This window comes from Phyllobacterium sp. 21LDTY02-6, from assembly GCF_023554255.2.
In the GTDB taxonomy this organism is placed as follows: Bacteria; Pseudomonadota; Alphaproteobacteria; order Rhizobiales; family Rhizobiaceae; genus Phyllobacterium.
Map to the genome: position 1 here is coordinate 546634 of NZ_JAMJWD020000001.1, position 20006 is coordinate 566639.

The 20006-nt window shown below is 59.0% G+C and carries 14 protein-coding genes; 10 read left to right on the forward strand and 4 right to left on the reverse strand.

What is annotated here, in order from left to right; translation table 11 throughout:
* Positions 1–24 precede the first annotated feature (24 nt).
* Both M8997_RS02590 and guaD read left to right on the forward strand, forming a co-directional pair.
* Positions 25–1257: a urate hydroxylase PuuD gene (locus M8997_RS02590; RefSeq protein ID WP_250013366.1), complete on the forward strand. Its 1233-nt coding sequence runs from the start codon at positions 25–27 to the stop codon at positions 1255–1257.
* Entirely contained in the window at positions 1254–2570 is a 1317-nt protein-coding gene (gene guaD, locus M8997_RS02595) for a guanine deaminase (protein ID WP_250013367.1), read from the forward strand. Before M8997_RS02590 ends, guaD begins: the two co-directional genes overlap by 4 nt.
* Positions 2571–2579: 9 nt before the next feature.
* Here guaD and M8997_RS02600 read toward each other — a convergent pair whose 3' ends face one another.
* Genes M8997_RS02600 through M8997_RS02610 form a run of 3 tightly spaced genes read right to left on the reverse strand, consistent with a single transcriptional unit; the run spans position 2580 to position 6422 of the window.
* Positions 2580–3167, reverse strand: a complete 588-nt coding sequence (locus M8997_RS02600) for a sarcosine oxidase subunit gamma (protein ID WP_250013369.1) — start codon at positions 3165–3167, stop codon at positions 2580–2582.
* Complete coding sequence (locus tag M8997_RS02605) at positions 3160–6147, reverse strand: sarcosine oxidase subunit alpha family protein (RefSeq protein WP_250013371.1); 2988 nt, start codon at positions 6145–6147, stop codon at positions 3160–3162. The genes M8997_RS02600 and M8997_RS02605 overlap by 8 nt, the downstream gene beginning before the upstream one ends.
* Positions 6144–6422, reverse strand: coding sequence for a sarcosine oxidase subunit delta (locus tag M8997_RS02610; protein WP_250013374.1), 279 nt, complete (start codon positions 6420–6422; stop codon positions 6144–6146). The genes M8997_RS02605 and M8997_RS02610 overlap by 4 nt, the downstream gene beginning before the upstream one ends.
* 258 nt (positions 6423–6680) lie before the next feature.
* Here M8997_RS02610 and M8997_RS02615 point away from each other — a divergent pair, with 258 nt between their 5' ends.
* The 7 genes from M8997_RS02615 to M8997_RS02645 all read left to right on the forward strand — a co-directional run bounded on the left by M8997_RS02615 (position 6681) and on the right by M8997_RS02645 (position 15466).
* Positions 6681–9134: a mechanosensitive ion channel domain-containing protein gene (locus tag M8997_RS02615; protein ID WP_250013376.1), complete on the forward strand. Its 2454-nt coding sequence runs from the start codon at positions 6681–6683 to the stop codon at positions 9132–9134.
* Between the two features lie 133 nt (positions 9135–9267).
* A complete protein-coding gene (locus tag M8997_RS02620) occupies positions 9268–9531 on the forward strand; it encodes a hypothetical protein (RefSeq protein WP_250013378.1) in 264 nt (87 codons plus the stop codon).
* Between the two features lie 197 nt (positions 9532–9728).
* Positions 9729–11168 carry a UbiA family prenyltransferase gene (locus M8997_RS02625; RefSeq protein ID WP_250013380.1) on the forward strand — a complete coding sequence of 480 codons (1440 nt, stop codon included), beginning with the start codon at positions 9729–9731 and terminating at the stop codon, positions 11166–11168.
* Entirely contained in the window at positions 11165–12484 is a 1320-nt protein-coding gene (locus tag M8997_RS02630; RefSeq protein WP_250013383.1) for an FAD-binding oxidoreductase, read from the forward strand. The genes M8997_RS02625 and M8997_RS02630 overlap by 4 nt, the downstream gene beginning before the upstream one ends.
* Positions 12485–12564: 80 nt before the next feature.
* The gene (locus M8997_RS02635; RefSeq protein WP_250013385.1) at positions 12565–12993 is read left to right on the forward strand and encodes an EamA family transporter; all 429 of its coding nucleotides are present in this window, start codon (positions 12565–12567) and stop codon (positions 12991–12993) included.
* A gap of 11 nt (positions 12994–13004) precedes the next feature.
* Positions 13005–14015 carry an NAD(P)-dependent oxidoreductase gene (locus M8997_RS02640; RefSeq protein WP_250013388.1) on the forward strand — a complete coding sequence of 337 codons (1011 nt, stop codon included), beginning with the start codon at positions 13005–13007 and terminating at the stop codon, positions 14013–14015.
* Positions 14016–14026: 11 nt separating this feature from the next.
* A complete protein-coding gene (locus M8997_RS02645) occupies positions 14027–15466 on the forward strand; it encodes an aspartate aminotransferase family protein (protein WP_250013390.1) in 1440 nt (479 codons plus the stop codon).
* Between the two features lie 15 nt (positions 15467–15481).
* Here the strand turns inward: M8997_RS02645 and M8997_RS02650 are convergent, their stop codons facing one another.
* Positions 15482–17176 (reverse strand): hypothetical protein, encoded by a 1695-nt coding sequence (locus M8997_RS02650; RefSeq protein WP_371929477.1) that lies wholly within the window; start codon positions 17174–17176, stop codon positions 15482–15484.
* A 243-nt stretch (positions 17177–17419) separates the two neighbouring features.
* On the opposite strand from M8997_RS02650, the gene M8997_RS02655 reads away from it, so the two are divergent.
* Positions 17420–19936: an FAD-dependent oxidoreductase gene (locus M8997_RS02655; protein ID WP_250013392.1), complete on the forward strand. Its 2517-nt coding sequence runs from the start codon at positions 17420–17422 to the stop codon at positions 19934–19936.
* Positions 19937–20006: the final 70 nt, after the last annotated feature.

The window sequence follows — 20006 nt, forward strand, 5'->3', positions numbered from 1 at the left end:
GTAGGCTGATCACCACGCGGGGACTTGATGGATTATCTGATTTTCTGGGATTGGCTGGCCTTCGCTGCGCGCTGGCTGCATGTCGTGACGGCGATCGCCTGGATCGGCTCCTCCTTTTACTTCATCGCCCTGGATCTCGGCCTGCGCCGTCATGCGCAGTTGCCGGCGGGCGTCAATGGCGAGGAGTGGCAGGTGCATGGCGGAGGCTTCTACCACATCCAGAAATATATGGTGGCCCCGCCCAACATGCCGGAACATCTGATCTGGTTCAAATGGGAATCCTATGCCACCTGGCTATCGGGTTTTGCTCTTCTCTGCATCGTCTATTATGCGGGTGCCGATCTCTATCTGATCGATCCGAACGTCCTCGACGTTTCTCCCGCAGTCGCAATCCTGATTTCGCTGGTCTCCTTGTCGGTCGGCTGGCTGATCTACGATCTTCTGTGCAAATCGCCCCTGGCGAGCAACGACACGCTGCTGATGTTGATCCTCTATGGCGTGATCGTCTTCATGGCATGGGGATATACGAACCTTTTCACCGGCCGGGCGGCATTTGTTCATCTTGGAGCTTTCACCGCCACGATAATGTCGGCCAATGTCTTCCTGCTGATCATACCCAATCAGAAGAAGGTGGTGGCCGATCTCATAGCGGGCCGCACTCCGGACCCGAAGCTGGGCAAACAGGCGAAGCAGCGATCGACGCATAATAATTACCTGACGCTTCCAGTGCTGTTTCTGATGCTGTCCAACCATTATCCGCTGGCACATTCGACGCAATTCAACTGGGTGATAGCGGCGCTTGTCTTCATTCTGGGCGTCCTCATCCGCCACTATTTCAATTCACGCCACGCGGGGACGGGCAATCCGCACTGGACCTGGCTGGCGAGCGCGATAATCTTCATTGTCATCATCTGGCTTTCCACCGTGCCGAAAATGCTTGGAGGTCAGGAGAAAATCAGTGCGTCGGCGCAGGCGCTGATCGAAGCGCCGGAATTCCAGCAGGCGCGGGACGTTGTCCTTGGCCGCTGCTCCATGTGCCATGCCGCCGAACCGGCGTGGGACGGCATTCTGTTGCCGCCCAAGGGCGTGCGGCTGGATACCGATGGCGGGATCGCGACCCATGCGCGCGAAATCTATTTGCAGGCGGGCGTCAGCCATGCCATGCCGCCCGGGAATCGAACCGGCATGACCGAAGAGGAGAGGGCGCAGATTGTCGGCTGGTACCGGAATGCGACGGCAGGAAAATTGATCCAATGAATGATGTCATATTGCGTGGGCGCCTCCTGACGTTTCACGACGAGCCGTTCGGCAATGAAGACGACCAGCGTTGCTTTACCTATCTCGAAGACGGTGCCCTGCTCATACGGGATGGGAAGATCGCCGCGGTCGACGAATTCGCGGCCATCCAGGCAGGAGGCGGCGAGGACATCGATGTCATCGACCATCGCCCGCATCTCATCCTGCCCGGTTTTATCGACTGTCACATCCACTTCCCCCAGATGCAGGTGGTCGCGTCCTATGCCGGGGCATTGATGGAATGGCTGAACCGCTACACATTCGTAGAGGAGCAGAAATTCGGCAATCAGGGCCATCCCGAGATGATCGCCTCGGCGTTTTTCGACGAACTGATCCGCCATGGCACCACGACGGCCGCTGCCTATTGTTCGGTTCACAAATCTTCCGCGCAGGCGTTCTTTGCCGAAGCGCATGCGCGGAACATGCGGATGATCGCCGGCAAGGTGATGATGGATCGCAATGCGCCAGACGGCCTGCTCGATACAGCTCAATCGGGCTATGACGACAGCCAGGCGCTCATCGCGCAATGGCACGGGAAGGGCCGCCAGTTATACGCGATAACGCCTCGTTTTGCGCCGACCTCCTCGCCGGAGCAACTGGAAATGACCGGGGCGCTGGTGCGTGAGCATCCCGATCTTCACGTTCAGACGCATCTTTGTGAAAATGCGGGCGAAATTGCCTTTGTAGCCGAGCTGTTTCCCTGGAGCCGTGACTATACGGATGTCTACGAACATTATGGCCTGTTGGGTCGCCGGACACTTCTCGGCCACTGCATCCATATGACCGACCGCGAAATCGGCGCCTTGGCCGAAAGCGGGGCGGTCGCAGTCTTCTGCCCCACCTCGAACCTGTTCATCGGCAGCGGTTTGTTCGATCTGGATCGCCTGCGGCAGGGCAATGTCCGCAATGCCATTGCCACCGATATCGGCGGCGGTACCTCATACTCCATGCTTCGTACGCTCGACGAGGGCTACAAGGTGCTGAATATCCAGGGCCAGCGCTACCATCCGCTGCGATCCTTCTACCAGGCGACGCTCGGCAATGCGCGGGCCCTCGCACTGGATGGCGTGATCGGAACGTTCGCGCCGGGCGCAGAAGCCGATTGCGTGGTGCTCAATGCCAATGCCACTGCCGCGATGCGCGTGCGCATGGCGACGGTGGAGACGCTGGTCGAAGAGCTCTTCCTGCTCCAGACAATGGGCGACGATCGCGCCGTGGAAGAGGTTTATATCGCGGGCAAGGGCGCCAAACGCGCATTGAAGCAGCGCGTTTGAGAGTTTGACTCAGCCGACCCGGTAGCCGACTTCTTCGGCTGCATGACCCAAAATGGTCCAGAACGAGCGTGCGAAGGTTCTGAATATGTAGAGATCGAAGGCATCTTGATCGACTCGCTGGATGAGAGCGTGGATATCATGATGAAGCGTCGCGCGGCCATGGCCAACAGCGAAGGCGTGCTCGGAGAAATCCAGCGCGAAAAGCTTGGAAAGCACCCACTCGGACGCCGGGCCCGCAATGCGGATCACGCAGCGGCCATGTGTCAGGGGAACGATAGTGCCGAGATCGGCGGAAATGGCTGAACGAAGCCTCGTCTCAAGATCCGCCGACGCGGCTGTGACAAGGAAGCGTCCGGGGGCAAAGCCGAACACGGATTTTTCGCCAGCGACGCGACCGAGGCCCGGCTTGTTGTCGATGATGAGCCCGGTGGCGCTGCCGATCGCGGTGAGGACGGTAGGGATGGTGTTCGGCCAGGCCGTGACCTGGATGATCGAAAGGTTCCTGCGTTCGGCAAGCGAGACACCTATACCCGCCGCGACATTGCCATGCTCGCCGGCAATATAGTTCGAACCGAGAGGAGAATCGATTTCAGCCATGCATGCGGCTCCCTTCGCGGTCGAACATGTGGTGGCTGACGATCTCGACAGGACCATGCTTGTCGCGCAACAGGTCGGACGCATAGGCGCGCCGGCCGATCATCGAGCTGCCGTGCTTGACGAGGGCGAGCGCAACATATTTGCCGAGGGCGGGGGAATAGCAGGCCGCCGTGACATGGCCGAAACTGTCGGCCGGTTCGCGCGGCGTCGCATCCGCCACGATATGACTGCCGCCGTTGATCGGCTGGTTGTCGAGGGAAATCAGCCCGACGAGCGAAAGCCGGTTGTTGTCCTGCAGGCCTTCACGCCCGAGCATGGCGGAGCCGATGAACGGCTTCTTCTTCGACAGCATCCAGTCCAGATGCAGATCATGCGCCGTGGTTCGTCCGTCGATCTCCGCGCCCGTCACATGGCCCTTCTCGATGCGCAGGGTCCCAAGCGCCTCAAGGCCATAGGGAACGATGCCAAAGGGCGTACCCGCCGAGATGAGGGCTTCCCACATGGCAGTTCCGAAACCGGCGCCGCAATAGACCTCGTAGGCAAGCTCGCCGGAGAAGGAGAGGCGGCAGATCATCACGGGAATATCGCCGATCCTGGCATGAACGATGCCCATGAACGGCAAGGTCGCATCATCGACCTTGCTTGCCGTGACGCAGCTTTCCAGCACGGCGCGCGATTTCGGTCCCGCGATCGCCGCTCCGGCCCAAACATCGGTGACCGATGTCAGATGCACGCGCAGGTCCGGCCAGATGCAATCGAGGTAATATTCCAGATGCTGCATGACGGGGCCGGCATTGGCCGTCGTCGTCGTCATGAGAAACTGATCCTGGCCGAGCCGCCAGGTGGTGCCATCGTCAAAGACGATGCCGTCTTCGCGGAGCATCAAGCCGTAGCGTGCCTTGCCGATGGGCAGGGTCGAGAACATGTTGGTGTAGACGCGATCCAGAAATTCCGCCGCATCGGGTCCCTGGATGTCGATCTTGCCAAGCGTCGACACGTCGACGATGCCGACGCTGTCACGTACGGTGCGGGCCTCGCGTATATAGGCCTGTTCGATTGTTTCGCCGGGACTGCCATAGATCATCGGGCGGTGCCATAGGCCGGCATCATACATGGTCGCTCCAGCCGAGAGGTGCCAGTCATGTATGGGCGTCAGCCGGTGCGGCCGCAAATCGCCGTAACGCTCGCCCGCAAGTGCGCCGAGCGAAACCGGCGTGAAGGGGGGGCGAAAACGCGTTGTTCCGGCGGCGGTGATCGGGATCTGCCTCGCATCCGCCATGATCGCCAGGCCGGGAACGTTCGACGTCTTGCCCTGGTCGGTCGCCATGCCGAGCGTGGTGTAGCGCTTCAGGTGCTCGACGGAATGGAAACCTTCGCGATAGGCGAGGCGGATATCGTCGGCCGTCACGTCATGCTGCAGATCGACGAAAGCCTTTTGGGTCTTTCCGTCCGGTTCTATCTGGTATACCGGGGCGGGCGATGCATCGAACATGGGCGCATCGACCGTGGGCAAAGCGGCGCGGTGTTTTGCCGAACCCTTGGTGGCGGCGTCCGACAATACGCTGATCGTATCCATATAGCCGGCCGCGCTGCCGGCAACGACCCAGTTCTGGTGAGCTTCCGGCGCGAGGAATGCCTGCAGGTCCTCGTCCCATTCAGGTTTCCCGCCGGCCTGGCTGGCAAGATGGATGGCCGGAGACCAACCGCCGGAAACGCCGAGACAATCGGTCTTTATCTCGCGTGGCGCACCGGAGACCCGGCCCGTCTGCGCATTGAAGTGCTGGACCGTGATGGAACTGAGCGTCTTGCCTGCGTGAGTGGCCGTGACGGCATGGCCGAGCAACAGTTCGGCACCCGCAACATCGGCTATGTCGCGGCATGTGCCGGAGATGTCGGTGCGGACATCGATGATGGTGCCGATGCCGACCCCCGCCTGCGAAAGCGTCCGCGCGACATCGTAGGCGCTGTCATTGTTGGTGAAGAGCGCGATGTTGCTGCCCGCGGCCACGCCATATTCCATGGCGAAACGGCGAACCGCGTCCGCCAGCATGACGCCGGGCCTGTCATTGCCCGGAAACACGATCGGCCGTTCGAATGCGCCCGTCGCCAGTATGGTCTTGCCGGTACGGATTACCCAATGACGCTGCCGCGGCTGGCCCTCCGTGCGGTTGGGCTTGAAATCGGCAACATGTTCGATTGCCGCAAGGACGTTGCCGTCGTAGTGCCCCCAGACCGTGGTCCTCGTCAGAAAGCGGACATTCGGCAGGCCCGCCAGCAACTCCGCCTTCTCGCGCGCCCATACTGCCGGGTTGCGGCCATCGATCAACTCGCCGGACGAAACCAGCGAGCCGCCCGCAACGGGTCGTTCCTCGGCAATGATGACGCGCGCGCCGGTCGCGGCCGCCGTCTCGGCGGCAATCAGGCCCGCGGGGCCCGTGCCCACGACCAGCACGTCGCAATAGGCGTTCATTCTCTCATAGCGATCAGGATCGGCAGCCATGCCGGCCCTGCCGAGTCCGGCAGCCCGGCGGATGAACTTTTCGCAGAACATCCAGAAGCGGGTGCCGCGCAACGGCCCGATGGCCGGGCCCATGAACGTCTTGTAGTAGAAACCCGCCGAGAAGAGGGGCCCCGCCAGCTGGTTCACCGCCATCAGATCATGTTCGAGCGACGGGAACCGGTTCTGGCTCTCGGCCACGAGTCCATCATGAATTTCGGCTTCCGTCGCCCGCACGTTCGGCTCGCGCACCTCGCCGTCGATGAGCGTGACCAGGGCATTCGGTTCCTCGCTGCCGGCGGCAAACACACCTCGCGGCCGGTGATACTTGAACGAGCGACCGAAGAGCGTCACGCCATTTGCAAGGAGCGCGGATGCGAGCGTGTCACCCGGATGACCCGTATAGGCCTTGCCGTCGAAGATGAAGCGGATGGTTCGGGACCTCTCGATACGTCCGCCGGTGTTCAACCTGGAACTCGTCATCGCCTGTCCCCGGAAGACGTATTTTCCCGCGCGAAGCTAACGGAGGAGATCGCGTGGGAGCTCATGTCCCGAACGACAAGCAGATGCTGTCGGCATCCGCCGCTGTGAAGCCAGTATTCGCGATGCGACCCCGAGGGGTTGGCGCGGTCATAGACGTATCGATTCCATTCCGCCTGGTCGGTCGAGGCCGGTTCGGGGCGCGTGCGTGAGGCATCGCCCTGATAAACGAATTCTATCACGTCGCGCGGTCCGCAGTAGGGGCACTTTATGATCATTGTTTCATTGTCCGGCAGGCGAATCGGTGCGTGCAGGCATTATGATGCGGCCTTCCTCTTCACACAAATGGAACGCGAGAATAGACGTGCGGATGCGGAGATAAACGAACATTCCTTACTATGCTATTGTCACCGCGCAATGATCATCAGTATAGCGGCGGTGAGTATCAACCAGCCGACTTCAAATTCGCCGCGCCTTGATTGTGCCGAGATAGACGGGCAAACGCCATGAAAGCTTCCAGGAACGGATATGAAACAGTGATTTTCAACATTCGGCAGATGATTCGGCGCCTAGTCGGCATCATGATCCTCCTTGGCCTGTGCTGCGTTGCGCCCGCCTCTTTCGCGCAGCCGGCCGAACAGCCGCAGGTGTCGTCGACCATCGTCGCCGAGCAGCGGCCCGTGATCGACGCGCTGAAGCAGCAGATAGAAGGCTACCAGCAGAAATTTCAGGACAAGGCGGATGCGGATGCCGCCTTGGCCGACCTTCGGCTGGAACTGGAGGAAACGGCGAAGAAACTGCTCGAAGTGGGCGTATCCTTTCGGCCGCGCATAACGGAGATCAATTCGCGGCTCGAACAATTGGGATCGCCGCCGGCCCAGGGACAGCCGCCCGAGGCGCAGATCGTTACCGAAGAGCGCGGAAGGCTGACGACGGAAAAGGCCGAGATCAATGCCGTCCTCGGCGAGACGGAGGATCAATTGATCGCCGTCAACAAGATGATCGAGGCGATCGGCGATGCGCGGCGGGAGCTATTTGCCAATACGCTCTCGCAGAGGGTCGATATCAATTACTCCCTCGGAAGCGAGATTGCCGAGGCTTACGGCCAGGAACTGCGCACGATGAACCAGCTCGTGTCGTCCTGGTGGCGTTTCGTGATATCGTTCAAGTGGCAATCCTTGCTTGCTGCTGCCTTAATGGCAGCAATAGCTGCGCTGGTGCTGCTCCTGGGTGGGCAGAGGCTGTTTGGCCATCTTTACAGGCGCGACGCCACGATTGAATCTCCTTCCAATCTCAGCCGGGTGGCGGTCGCCTTCTGGTCGACCCTGATCCGTTCCCTGACGGTGGTGGTCTTCCTCGCCACAACCTACTTTTTCCTCGGCTACTTCAATGTGTTGCGGCCGGATATAGCGTCTCTCTTCTATACGCTGTTCAGCGTGGTGGGGATCGTCTATTTCGTCCACGCGCTGGCGCAGGCCGTCATCTGCCCCGGTGCGCCGAACTGGCGCCTCGTGCGTGTCGCTCCCCGGCCGGGACGCATTCTGATGGTTCTGATCACGGCAACCGCCACCATCACCGGCCTCGACTACCTTGCCGGTACGGTCAACCAGATCGCCACATCGCCCCTGTCGCTGACGGTAGCGAAAAGTCTTTTCGCGACGGTGCTGGTCGGGGCCCTTATCATTGCCATCGCCTCGCTACGGCCGCTGGAGGATCCGGAGACCGGGGAGATCAAGCCCTGGCCGAAGACGATACGGATACTGCTCTACATAGCAGGGCTTCTGCCGGTGATCGCCGCCTTGCTCGGTTATATCGGTCTGTCCCGGTTCGTTTCGCAGCAGATCGTCATCAATGGCGCGGTTCTTGCCACCATGTATCTCGGCTTCCTCACCGCGCGCGCCGTGTCGGAAGAAAATGCGCTCTCCGGCACGGTTCTCGGTCGAGCCGTGCAAAACCGCTTCGGAATGGATGAGACGACGCTGGATCAGCTCGGGCTCGTCGCCAGCATCGTCATCTACATCTTTGTCATCATGCTGGGCATTCCGGTCATCCTGCTGCTCTGGGGCTTCCAATGGAGCGAGATGACAGCCTGGTTCCTCAACGTCGCGACAGGCTTCCAGATTGGTTCCGTCAATATCTCGCTTGTCGCAATCGCCATCGGCCTGCTGCTATTTGCGCTGTTCTATGCGTTCACCCGCTGGTTCCAGGGCTGGCTCGATACGAAGGTCATGGCGCGCGGCAAGCTCGATTCCGGCGTTCGAAACTCGATCCGCACCGCTGTCGGCTATCTCGGGCTTGGCGTCGCCGGCGTCATCGGCATATCGGCTGCAGGCATAAACCTTTCGAGCCTCGCGCTCGTCGCCGGCGGCCTCTCCCTCGGCATCGGTTTCGGCATGCAGGCGATCGTATCGAATTTCGTTTCCGGCCTGATCCTCCTGGCCGAACGTCCGTTCAAGGTCGGCGACTGGATCGAAACGGCCGGCGTCGGCGGTATCGTCAAGAAGATCAGTGTTCGAGCGACAGAGGTCGAGACGTTCCAGCGCCAGTCCATCATCATTCCCAATTCGTCCTTCATCAATGGCAATGTCGGCAACTGGACCCATCGCAACAAGCTTGGCCGCGTCGATATCCCGATCGGAGTGTCTTACAAGGTCGATCCGCGCCGGGTTTACGCCATCCTGATGGATATTGCGCGCGAGCACCCGCTGGTGCTGAAGAACCCGGAACCGTTCGTGGCCTTCAAGGCATTGATGGATTCGACCATGGAATTCGAGATGCGCCTTCATCTGGCGGACCTGTCCAATTCGGGCACGGTACAGAATGAAATCCGCTTCGCGCTGATCGACCGCTTTGCGGAAGAGGGCATAGAGATCCCGTACCCGCAGCGGGATGTGAACCTTCATCTGGAAGATGCGGAAGCTATCGTCCAGGTTCTGACGAAGCGGGTGAAGGACGAGTTGCAGAAGGAGCCGACGAAGCCAAAATCCTGAACGTGGCTTCGATGGCCAAATCATGGCGAAATGTCGGAGCGTTCAGTTGCCGTTCAGACTGATCCCGCTATAAGTTAAGCCGAAAGGTCTAACGACCGACGGTTAACAGAGGCGGTGGTGACACCGGACAATTATGTACAGAGTTGTTGTAGCTATTGTCTTTTGCGGTTTCTCTATTGGTCAGGCGTTCGCCGCGAGCGTTACGAACGCCGATACGAGCGTGCAGACCATCGTCGTGACAGAGGGATCGAGAAAGACCGAATTGCAGGTCGGCGCAGGAGAAACGCTCGAGTTCTGCAGCAGTGGCTGCTTCGTGACGTTCCCCAATGGCGACCGTGAGGCGCTCAAGGGCGACGAGACCGTCGAGATCAAGGGCGACAAGGCCTCGGTAAAGTAATCCCCGCCAGCCCACTACTGATTTAGCGCCAGTTTGACATAGTTCAAACTGGCGTTTTAATACAGAGTTTACTTTGGGAAGTGGATTTCAGCTTCGACCTCGGCTGGTTCACTAATCATTTTTACTTTTTCTCTAATCCCGCATATTGATACAGCGCCGTGCGAGCGAGCGCGCTCGTCGGTGTCAGGGATTCTGTGGTGGACTCTTCTTCAAAAAACAATATCGCCGACCTTATCGTCGATCTCGATGGCACTTTGATTGCCACTGATCTTCTTTGGGAAAGTATGTTTCAGCTTCTCAAGCAGAATGTGCTTTATCTATTTGTTCTGCCATTCTGGGCGATAAAGGGAAAAGGCTATCTGAAGCATAGAATATCCCTGCTGGTGAACATTGATCCGACCATTTTGCCGTATCGGACCGATTTCATCGACTTCCTGCGGTCGGAGCGTGCCCGCGGCCGGCGGCTCATTCTTGCCACCGGTGCAGCGAAGCGTTTCGCCGATGCCATTGCGGAATATCTCGGCATCTTCGACTTCGTCCATGCGACCGACGCCAAACGCAATCTCACCTCCACCAACAAGACGAACTTTCTGCTCGAGACATATGGCGATGTGAAATTCGCCTATGCGGGAAACAGTCGTGCCGATATCCCGGTGTTCAATGCTGCCTCCGAGGTGATTGTCGTCGCGCCGGATCGTGCAGCGGCCCGATGGCAGCGGAAACATGCCTCGCGCCTGTTCCAATCGCCAAAACTCCATTGGAAATCCATCCTGAAAATGCTGCGCGTGCATCAGTGGATGAAGAACACGCTCATTTTCGTTCCGGCCATACTCGATCACGAGATCATGAACTGGCAGGTCCTTTTCAGCGCGCTCATCGCCTTTTGCGCCTTTTCCAGCGCTGCATCGGCGATCTATATCATCAATGACCTCCTCGATCTTCCGCTCGACAGAAAGCATGCGCGGAAAAAGCACCGGGTATTTGCAAGCGGCGTCTTTTCGATCCCTTTCGGCATCGTGGTGTCCGGCGGCTTGCTTGGCATTGCGGTGCTGCTCTCCTTGCAATTGCCCTGGGCGTTCAGCGCCGTGCTGGCGCTTTATGTGGTCGCCACCAGCGCCTACTCGCTATCGCTGAAGCGGATGCTGTTGATCGACGTCTTCACGCTCGCCGGCCTCTATACGCTGCGCATCCTCGCCGGTTCGGCCGCCAACGAGATCGAAGGCTCGTTCTGGCTCCTTGCCTTTTCATCGTTCTTCTTCATCTCGCTGGCGCTGGTGAAACGATATGTGGAATTGCAGTCCGTGGCACATTCGGCCAATGACAGGATCGCGGGGAGGGGCTATCGCCCGGCGGACAAGGAGATAATCGCGCAATGCGGTGTCGCCGCGGCCTTCGCCGCAGCGCTGGTTCTGGCGCTCTATGTCGATAGCGACGCCGTAGTCAGCCTTTATGCCTACCCATGGCTGATCTGGCCGCTATGCCCGATCGTGCTCTATCTCAACATCCGCATCTGGATACTGGCCTATCGCGGCGAGATGCATGACGATCCGGTGGTTTTCCTGATTTCCGACTGGCGCAGCCTGATAATGATCGGTGTCGGGGCGGTACTGCTACTATATGGCGGCATGCGCCTATGAGCGGACCTTGCTTTGACAGTTTCGGCCGCATTCGGCGTCAGCTACGAAAATCCGTAAGCCTGGACAAGGCGCGCGAGATTTTCCTGGAACGTGGCGCCGGCAGTGCCAGCTATCTCGCCTATGGCAATGGCAGGTCCTATGGCGACAGCTGCCACAATGATGCCGGGAGCCTTGTGGATATGCGCGATGCCGACGCGTTGATCCACTTCGATGCGAATACGGGTCTTCTCACGGCTCAGGCGGGCATGCTGCTGTCGCAGATCATCGCGATTGCCGCGCCGCACGGCTATTTCCTGCCGGTCACGCCGGGGACGCGTTTCGTCACACTCGGCGGCGCCATCGCCAATGATGTCCATGGCAAGAATCATCATCGCCGGGGGACGTTCGGCCGCCATGTCGAGAACCTGAAATTGCTTCGGTCCGACGGCACGGTCAGCACGTGCTCCGGAACCAGCCATGCGGAGCTCTTCGCAGCGACGATCGGTGGGCTCGGCCTCACCGGGATAATCTTGTCGGCGACCGTGAAGCTGATGCGGGTGGGCTCGCTGGACATCCTCGAACGGATCACTCCATTCAACAGTCTCGAAGACTATTTCGCTATGGCGTCCGAAGCCGATCTCGACAACGAATATGCGGTCGCCTGGGTGGATCAACTCGCCTCCGGTGCAACATCCGGCCGCGGCGTCCTCATAACCGGCAATCACGCGGAAAAGGGCGGGCACCGCACGCCGGAATCGCCGGGAAATCTCGGCGTGCCTTTCGAAACGCCAATTTCGTTGCTCAATTATCCGAGCCTGAAGCTGTTCAATATGGCCTATTTCTGGATGAAGAGCCGCAAGACCGAACCTCATATGGTCGGATACGGCTCCTTCTTCTATCCGCTGGATCAATTGCGGAACTGGAACAGGCTCTACGGAACGGCGGGGCTGTTTCAGCACCAGAGCGTCATTCCGGAGCAGGCGGCACTGGCAACGATACCGAAGATGCTCAAGGCGACACGCGATGCCGGTCAAAGCTCGTTCCTCACCGTCCTCAAGCGCTTTGGCGACGTCGCTTCGCCCGGATTACTTTCGTTTCCGCAGCCGGGATATACGTTGACGGTGGATTTTCCCAATCGCGGTCAACGCACGCTGGCGCTGTTGAAGCGCCTGGACGACATGACGATCGATGCCGGCGGACGCATCAACCCGTACAAGGATCAGCGCATGAGTTCCCACAGCTTCAAGCGCGGATTTCCGATGTGGGATCAACTGGAGACATGGCGCGATCCGGCAATCATGTCGAACTTCTGGGCAAGGACGGCGCTGGCGTCATAGCGGCAATATCAAATTTTACACAAGAGCTTGGTGGCTTTTCAACTTATGGTTGTTATTGGATCGAGCAAGGGGCGGGCATAATGACAAAATACATCCCATTCATACTCTTCACCGTCATGACGAATGCGGCGGCGCAGGTCATGCTCAAATATGGCATGATCACGCTTGGTCCGATCAGCTTCAGCATGGATACGCTGATCCAGCGTGTCTTTCAGATCGTGTTCAACCCCTGGGTGTTCGCCGGTCTGGTCATGTTCGTCATATCCATGGCGTCCCACCTTTATGTGCTCTCGAAGGTCGATCTCTCCTTCGCCTACCCCTTCTTGAGCCTTGCCTATGTCGCAGTGGCTCTCTTTGCCTGGCTGGTCTTCAAGGAAGATCTCGGCATCTACAAAATCGCCGGCATTGCGTTGATCATGGCCGGCACCATCCTCATCGCGCAAAGCGGGCGCTCGGTTCCGGAGAATACCGGTCTCGGAGAACCCCCGGCGTCCACGACCTCTTCCTGAGCGAGCATCCCATGAAACACATCATTTTCGGTGGCGACGGATTTGTCGGCCGCCATCTTGCACCAAAACTGGCCGCGGAAGGCCAGGAGGTTGTCGTCGCGGACATCGTCAAGAGCGACTTGGCCCATTATGGGCAGGTACGTTTCTTCCATTGCGACGTTACCGATCCCAACTCCGTCCAGGCCGTGGGCATGACGGCAGGGGATATGGTCTATAACCTTTCCGCGAAGATGCTTTCGCCGCTGCAGGTCAGGGCCAAGCGGCATGATTTCTTCTTTCCGGTCAATTATTACGGCACGGAGAACATCATCAAGGAGATGGACCGGGCAGGGGCCAGCAATTTCGTCCACTACACCACCGATATGATTTACGGCCATACCTACGTCTGGCCGCAGACAGAGGAACACCCGGCTGCGCCTCTGGGCGAATACGGCCTGTCGAAACTCAAGACGGAAGAGCTTGCTGCAGAGTGGCGCCAGCGCGGAATGAACATTTCGCTGTTCCGTCCGCGTCTCATCATCGGACCTGGCCGGCTCGGAATATTGGAGAAGCTGTTCCGCCTGGTGGATCTCAATCTGCCGGTGCCGATGATCGGATCGGGCAAGAACCCGTATCAATTCATCTCGGTATTCGATTGTGCCGAAGCCGCAAGGGCAGCTTGGAAGGCAGGGGTTCCGAACGAGGCCTACAATCTCGGTTCGCTCAATCCACCGCCGGTACGGAAACTCCTCGGGGATCTCGTCAAATTCGCCGGTTCCAGGTCGATCCTGCTGCCGACGCCCGCCTGGGCGGTAAAGAGGACGCTCGACCTGTTCGACTGGATGAACATACCGATCATGGATCCCGAGCAATATCTCATCGCCGACGAGATGTGCGTGCTCGACGTGTCGAAAGCCGAAAGACAACTGGGCTGGATTCCGCAATATCGCGATGAGGACATGCTGATCGCAGCCTATAAGGAATATCGCAACACGAAAGAGGGTGGGGCGCAACAGCCGGCTTCATCTGCCGCTATACAATAAAGGATAGGGTGATGAACGACATGCACACGCCGTCGATGGACAAACGTCCAGCCGTGACGAAGCCGAACCTCCTGACCGTCGAGGATGCCAAGGCGATGCCCCTGGCCCAGATGGCGGATATTTTCACGAAGCACATCAATCCGGGACAGCTCCATTTCATGAAGCTTCTCGGCTTCCACAAGATCAAGATCGAGCGTGCCGAGGGCATGTATTATTACGATCAGACCGGCCGTGCCATTCTGGACTTCTTCGGTGGCTTCGGCTCTCTGGCCTTCGGTCATAACCATCCCCGCATCATCGAAGCACGACGAAAGTTCCAGGAGGAGAAGCGGCAGGAGATCGCCATCGCCTTCATGTCGCAATATGCAAGCACTCTCGCTTACAATCTGGCTGCCTGCTCGCCCGGCGATCTCGATATGGTATTTCTAGGCTCGTCCGGCTCCGAAGCCATGGAAGCGGCGATCAAGGTGGCCGAGCGCGCCGCCGGTCCGTCGCGGTCGAAGATCGTCTATGCGGAGAACTCCTTTCATGGCAAGACCAAGGGCGTCCTCGCAATAACCGACGGCCAGCTCTACAGGGGTGAGTTCAAGCTCACCGGCAATACGGTCAAGGTGCCGTTCGCCGATATCGAAGCGGTAGAGGCTGCCTTTAAGGCCGATCCGGAGATTGGCGTCATCGTGCTCGAGACGATCCAGGGCGGCGGCGGCATCTTGCAGGCGCCGGTGGAATATTGGCAAAAGCTGCGCGCCCTTTGCGACCAGTACCGCGTACTTTGGGTTGCCGATGAGGTACAGTGCGGTTTCGGCCGTTCGGGCAAGTTCTACGCCTTCGAGCATGCCGGGGTGGTCCCGGATGTCACCGCATTGGCCAAATCCCTGGGTGGCGGCAAGGCCGCTGTCGGGGCGATGATCGCGCGGCGGGACGTCTATATGAAAGCCTATGGCACGCCGAAGACGGCGATGATCCATGCCATGGCGACCTTTGGCGGCATCGGGGAAGCCTGCGTCACCGCCATCGAGGGCATGAACATTCTCTATGACGAGCACCTGATCGATAATTCGGCCGATATGGGCGACTACCTGCTGTCCAGACTGCAGGAGTTGAAGCACCGCTATCTGACGATGATCAAGGATGTTCGCGGCAAGGGCTTGATGATCGGCATCGAGTTCCACGACTTCTCGAAGACGGTGCCGGTCGTGTTAAGGCCGGTGCTGGCCATGCTTGACGACAAGCTGAAGGGGTCATTGCCGGGCTTCATCGGCAGTCATCTGCTGCGCGACCACGGTGTTTTGGTGGCCTTCACCGAATATAACCGCAATGTCGTTCGCCTGGAGCCGCCATTGATCTGCGAGAAGCAGCATGTGGACGCATTCATCGCTGCGCTGGAAGAGGTTCTTTCCCGCGGGATCGTGCGTATCGTCAAAGATTTTGTGAAGGCGCAGGTGAAATGATCGCCGCTGCCGGGATCACGGCCCGGCAGCGATATCCGAACGAAGCAGCAATTCCCAGCACTCATTGAGCTTGACGACGCGGCGCCCGGCAAGGGCGCTTTCATAGGTCTCGGCCAAGCGCATGCGGGAGTGGGTGATCGGGCATAGCGGCCGCAATATCCCGTCAGTTGCGCGAACCGATGCCTCTTCCATTGCCGAAAGGCCGGCAACCGTGCGGAAAGGATCGGCCCCGATCTGGATGTTGCGCGTGGCATCCCGGTCCAGAATCCAGGGAAACGGGTTAACGAAATCGAGATTCATCAGGCTCTCCAGCCGGATATTGTTGCTGGTCTCGAACTGCTTGATCGCCTTGACCGCACCATCGGCGGAAATCAGCCAGAACATCTGATAGTCAAGTTCGGAATAGAGCTGCCAGCTTGGCAATTGTCCGTTCAATGCGAGGTCGCGATAGGAAGCGGCAGCGCGGCTGTAATGGCCTTCCAGAAACAGCGCTCGCTCCATTATGTCCTTGCGCGTCGATACAAGGCCCATCGTCTTCAATTCCGTAACCGGAGCGGCGATGTAGGTCGGTGCTACGGCGATGAAGCGGAGCGTGCCATGAACGACTTTCGCCACGGTCGGAACGGCAACAAAAGCGACGAGACAGCCGATGATCAACCGATCCCGGCTTGGCGAAATCCGGATGCTGCGCAGGATCGCATAGAGGACCGGCCAAAGGAAAATGAACTCCTGGCTGCCCGTGTTCTGGGTTTCCAGAAAGGTGCCGGCGACCAGGACGACGAGAACCCACAGCCAATCATGGTCGATCGTGGATGTTTTGCTGGCGGGTTTTGGCCCCGAGCGCACATGTTCCGCCCAGAACAGGTAGAGAGCGAGCAGGCCGGCTGCCATGATCACATCGAGCTTGGCGGAGAATACCGTGAGAAACCGGGAGAGCAGCGAGTCCTGGTTGAGAGCAATCAAGATCGCTATCTCGCTGAGATAGGACGAGACAAGTCCGGTGGAAAGCTCCAGTGTACCGATCAAGGCGAGGAACACCGCCGCTGCGATCAGCGTCTGCCGCAGGGTAATGCGGCCTGCGGCAATGGCGTAAAGACCGATGAGGCCGCCGGCGAGAAATCCGGTGATCTTGGTCATGAAGAGCGTCGCCATGGCAAGCGCCGCAACGATCGTAAGGCGCAGTCCGTTCGGGAGGAAGACGAGCGCGCTCACCAGCACATACAGCAGCAGGGAGGTATGCCTGTTATAGATGCCGAAGCCGTTCACGCCGGGATAGGAGTGGAAGCTCAACGAATTCGTCGGGCAGACGGCGAATATCAGGAACGGCAAGACCAGCGCATAGGCCGTCCACCGGTCCCGCCTGTCGATTGCGGCGGCGACGACCGCCATCAGAGGTGCGGCGCTTATGAGGACCGACCATTGTGCCAGCAGCGTCGGCTGTCCGCCTGGGAACAGCGATTGAAGCCAGTAGAACTGATAATATTCGAGCGCGCCCGCCGGCGTATGGAAATCTATGGCCGGTATCTGGCCTAGTTTCAGTCGCTGGGCGGCATCGAGATAGATATAGGTGTCCCAGTACATCGGCCCTATGGGAACGACTAAAGGCAGGGAAAGCAGGACGCACAGAAAGGCGAGTACGAGGCCCATCGGGACGAGTGGAGAGAAGCACCAGTCTGGCATCGCGCTGGTGATGGTTTTCGGAGGCGCCATAGGCTTTCGATCCACATTGCCGAGGAATGGTTCACCCTAAGCGGGCAATTATCGATATTGGGTTAAACCAAGGCGCAACTTGTGTAGATTGGCTCCATTAAAGCGCCGATTCAGGCTGCGTCGCGCGGTGTTTTAGCCATGTCGCAAACAGGCCGGAAGAAGCAATGGACGTCACTGCATAGTGCGAAAAATGGGCGCAAGCCATGCCAACCATCGATCGGTACTACCAAAGGATAAAATGAAATGAAGACTGAGGCGCGTGTTGTCGTTATCGGCGGTGGCGTGGTGGGTGTTTCGACGCTTTACCATCTGGCCAAGAAGGGCTGGAGCGACGTTGTACTGATTGAACGCAAGGAGCTCACATCCGGCTCGACATGGCATGCCGCGGGCCTGCTGCCACTGTTCAACATGAGCTACTCGGTTGGCCAGATCCACAAATATTCCGTAAAGTTCTATCAGGAACTGCAGGAGGAGACCGGCATGAATGTCGGCTTCTCCAATTGCACCAATATTCGCCTGGCGCGCACAAAAGACCGTTGGGACGAGTATATGTATTATGCCGGCGTTGCCGAAACGATCGGCGTACCGGTGAAAATGTTGACGCCGGAACAGGTCAAGGAAGTCTGGCCGTTGGCCGAGACGGATGGAATTCTCGGCGCGATCCAGCATCCGGACGATGGCTACATCCAGCCTGCCGACCTTACCCAGGCACTCGCCAAAGGGGCACGCGACCGCGGCGCCACCATCTATCGCTATACGACAGTCACCGGCATCGAGCAGCTGCCCGACGGGAAATGGCTGGTAAAGACCGACAAGGGCGACATAACAGCCGAACATGTGGTGTCCGCCACCGGCAATTTCGCCCGCAAGACGGGCCAGATGGTCGGGCTCGACGTCCCGGTCATTCCGGTCGAGCACCAATACATCGTCACCGAACCGCATCCGGCCATTGTCGAGCGCAAGGCGAAGGGCCTGCCGGAAATGGGCGTTCTCCGCGAGAGCGACTCCTCCTGGTACATGCGCGAGGAGAATGGCGGCCTTCTGCTTGGACCATACGAGCATGGCGCTCCGGTCTGCTATGTGGATGGCCCGTCGGATGGCAGCGAATACGAACTGTTCCAGGAGGATCTCGAGCGCCTCGAGCCCTATATCGAAACGGCCATAGCGCGCGTTCCCGCCTTTGGCGAAGTCGGGATCAAGAAGGTCTATAATGGCGCGATCGCCTATACGCCAGATGGTTCGCCGATCATCGGGCCTGCGCCACGGTTGAAGAATTTCTGGCTCAATGAAGGCCACTCCTTCGGCGTAACGGCCGCCGGTGGTGCTGGCTGGCAGCTGGCAGAATGGATCGTGGAAGGAGAACCCTCGATCGACATGATGGGTGTCGATCCGCGGCGCTTCGGACCCTACGCGACCGAAGGCTATCTCAAGGAGAAGAACGAAGAAGCCTATGCGGATGTGTTCACCGTCCACTACCCGGACGAAGAGCGCGTTGCGGCGCGGCCGTTGAAGCGGTCGCCCAGCTATGACCGCCAGAAGGAACTCGGAGCCGTTTTCGGCAGCGTCTATGGCTGGGAGCGGGCCAACTGGTTTGCGCCAAAGGGCTATGAACTCGACGTAGGCAAGCTGGAGAAACCGGACGTTCTCCTGAACCGGAACCATCCGATGCCCGACGCCAACGGCAAGATCAAGGAATTGTGGTCGTTCAGGCGGTCGAATTATTTCGAGCATGTCGGCAATGAAGTACGCAATGTGACGACCAATGTCGGTCTCCTCGACATGTCGGCATTCGCCAAGATGGAAGTATCCGGACCCGGAGCGCGTGCATGGCTCGATTCCATCCTGGCCAATCGCATCCCAAAGAAGCAGGGCCGGATTGCGCTGTGCCACCTCCTGACACATCAGGGTGGGGTGCGTTCGGAGTTCACGGTCTATGAATGGTCGCCGGGCCGGTTCTATCTCGTCTCGGCCGGTGCCTACGAGAACCATGACCATGATTATCTCTACAAGTTGCTGCCAAATGACGGCTCGGTATCGCTGCGGTCTCTGACGGCTACCTTTGGCGTTCTTGTTCTTGCCGGACCACGCAGCCGCGACGTTCTGCAGAAGTTGACCCGTGCGGACCTCTCCAACGAGGCGTTCCCCTGGCTGTCAGGCAAGCAGATCAATGTGGGACCCGCCACCGCTCACGCGTTGCGCGTGAATTTCGTTGGTGAACTGGGCTGGGAGTTGCATCATCCGATCGAGCAACAGGCAACGATCTACGACATGTTGCTTGAGGCGGGCGCCGAATTCGGCATCAAGCCATTCGGCATCCGTGCAATGACGGCCATGGCGGTGGAGAAGTCCTACCGGCTCATACCGCGCGAGCTTTCGATCGAATACAACGCGTTTGAAAGCGGACTTGACCGTTTTGTCCATCCCAACAAGGGTGATTTCATCGGTCGCGACGCGGTGGTCAAGGCTCGCGAAGAAGGGCTTCGATGGAACTTCGTCACGCTGGAGGTGCACGTCCCCGGTGTTTCGGACGTGGACGCCCGCGGCAGTGAGCCGATCTATGCCAAGGGCGAACTGATAGGCCGCGCCACCCATGGCGGTTATGGTTGGCGCCTTGGCAAGAGCCTCGCATTGGCGATGGTAAAGCCTGCTCATTCCGCGCTCGGCACCGTGCTGGAGATCAAGATACTGGGCAAGAACCACAAGGCCACCGTGATCGCCGAGTCGCCGTTCGATCCCGAAAATGAACGTCTGAAGGCCTAGTCCCGGGTTCCAGACAAGTGGGCGCGCGAATGGCGCGCCCATTCCTTGCCCCGTTCAACAGAGCGTGAAC

Bases quoted from the DNA above. Each gene is read 5' to 3' on its own strand.
- M8997_RS02645 (WP_250013390.1), top strand. From the start codon at position 14,027: ATGAACGACATGCACACGCCGTCGATGGACAAACGTCCAGCCGTGACG.
- M8997_RS02630 (WP_250013383.1), top strand. From the start codon at position 11,165: ATGAGCGGACCTTGCTTTGACAGTTTCGGCCGCATTCGGCGTCAGCTA.
- M8997_RS02655 (WP_250013392.1), top strand. From the start codon at position 17,420: ATGAAGACTGAGGCGCGTGTTGTCGTTATCGGCGGTGGCGTGGTGGGT.
- M8997_RS02640 (WP_250013388.1), top strand. From the start codon at position 13,005: ATGAAACACATCATTTTCGGTGGCGACGGATTTGTCGGCCGCCATCTT.
- M8997_RS02605 (WP_250013371.1), bottom strand. From the start codon at position 6,147: ATGACGAGTTCCAGGTTGAACACCGGCGGACGTATCGAGAGGTCCCGA.
- M8997_RS02610 (WP_250013374.1), bottom strand. From the start codon at position 6,422: ATGATCATAAAGTGCCCCTACTGCGGACCGCGCGACGTGATAGAATTC.
- guaD (WP_250013367.1), top strand. From the start codon at position 1,254: ATGAATGATGTCATATTGCGTGGGCGCCTCCTGACGTTTCACGACGAG.
- M8997_RS02620 (WP_250013378.1), top strand. From the start codon at position 9,268: ATGTACAGAGTTGTTGTAGCTATTGTCTTTTGCGGTTTCTCTATTGGT.
- M8997_RS02635 (WP_250013385.1), top strand. From the start codon at position 12,565: ATGACAAAATACATCCCATTCATACTCTTCACCGTCATGACGAATGCG.
- M8997_RS02650 (WP_371929477.1), bottom strand. From the start codon at position 17,176: ATGGCGCCTCCGAAAACCATCACCAGCGCGATGCCAGACTGGTGCTTC.
- M8997_RS02600 (WP_250013369.1), bottom strand. From the start codon at position 3,167: ATGGCTGAAATCGATTCTCCTCTCGGTTCGAACTATATTGCCGGCGAG.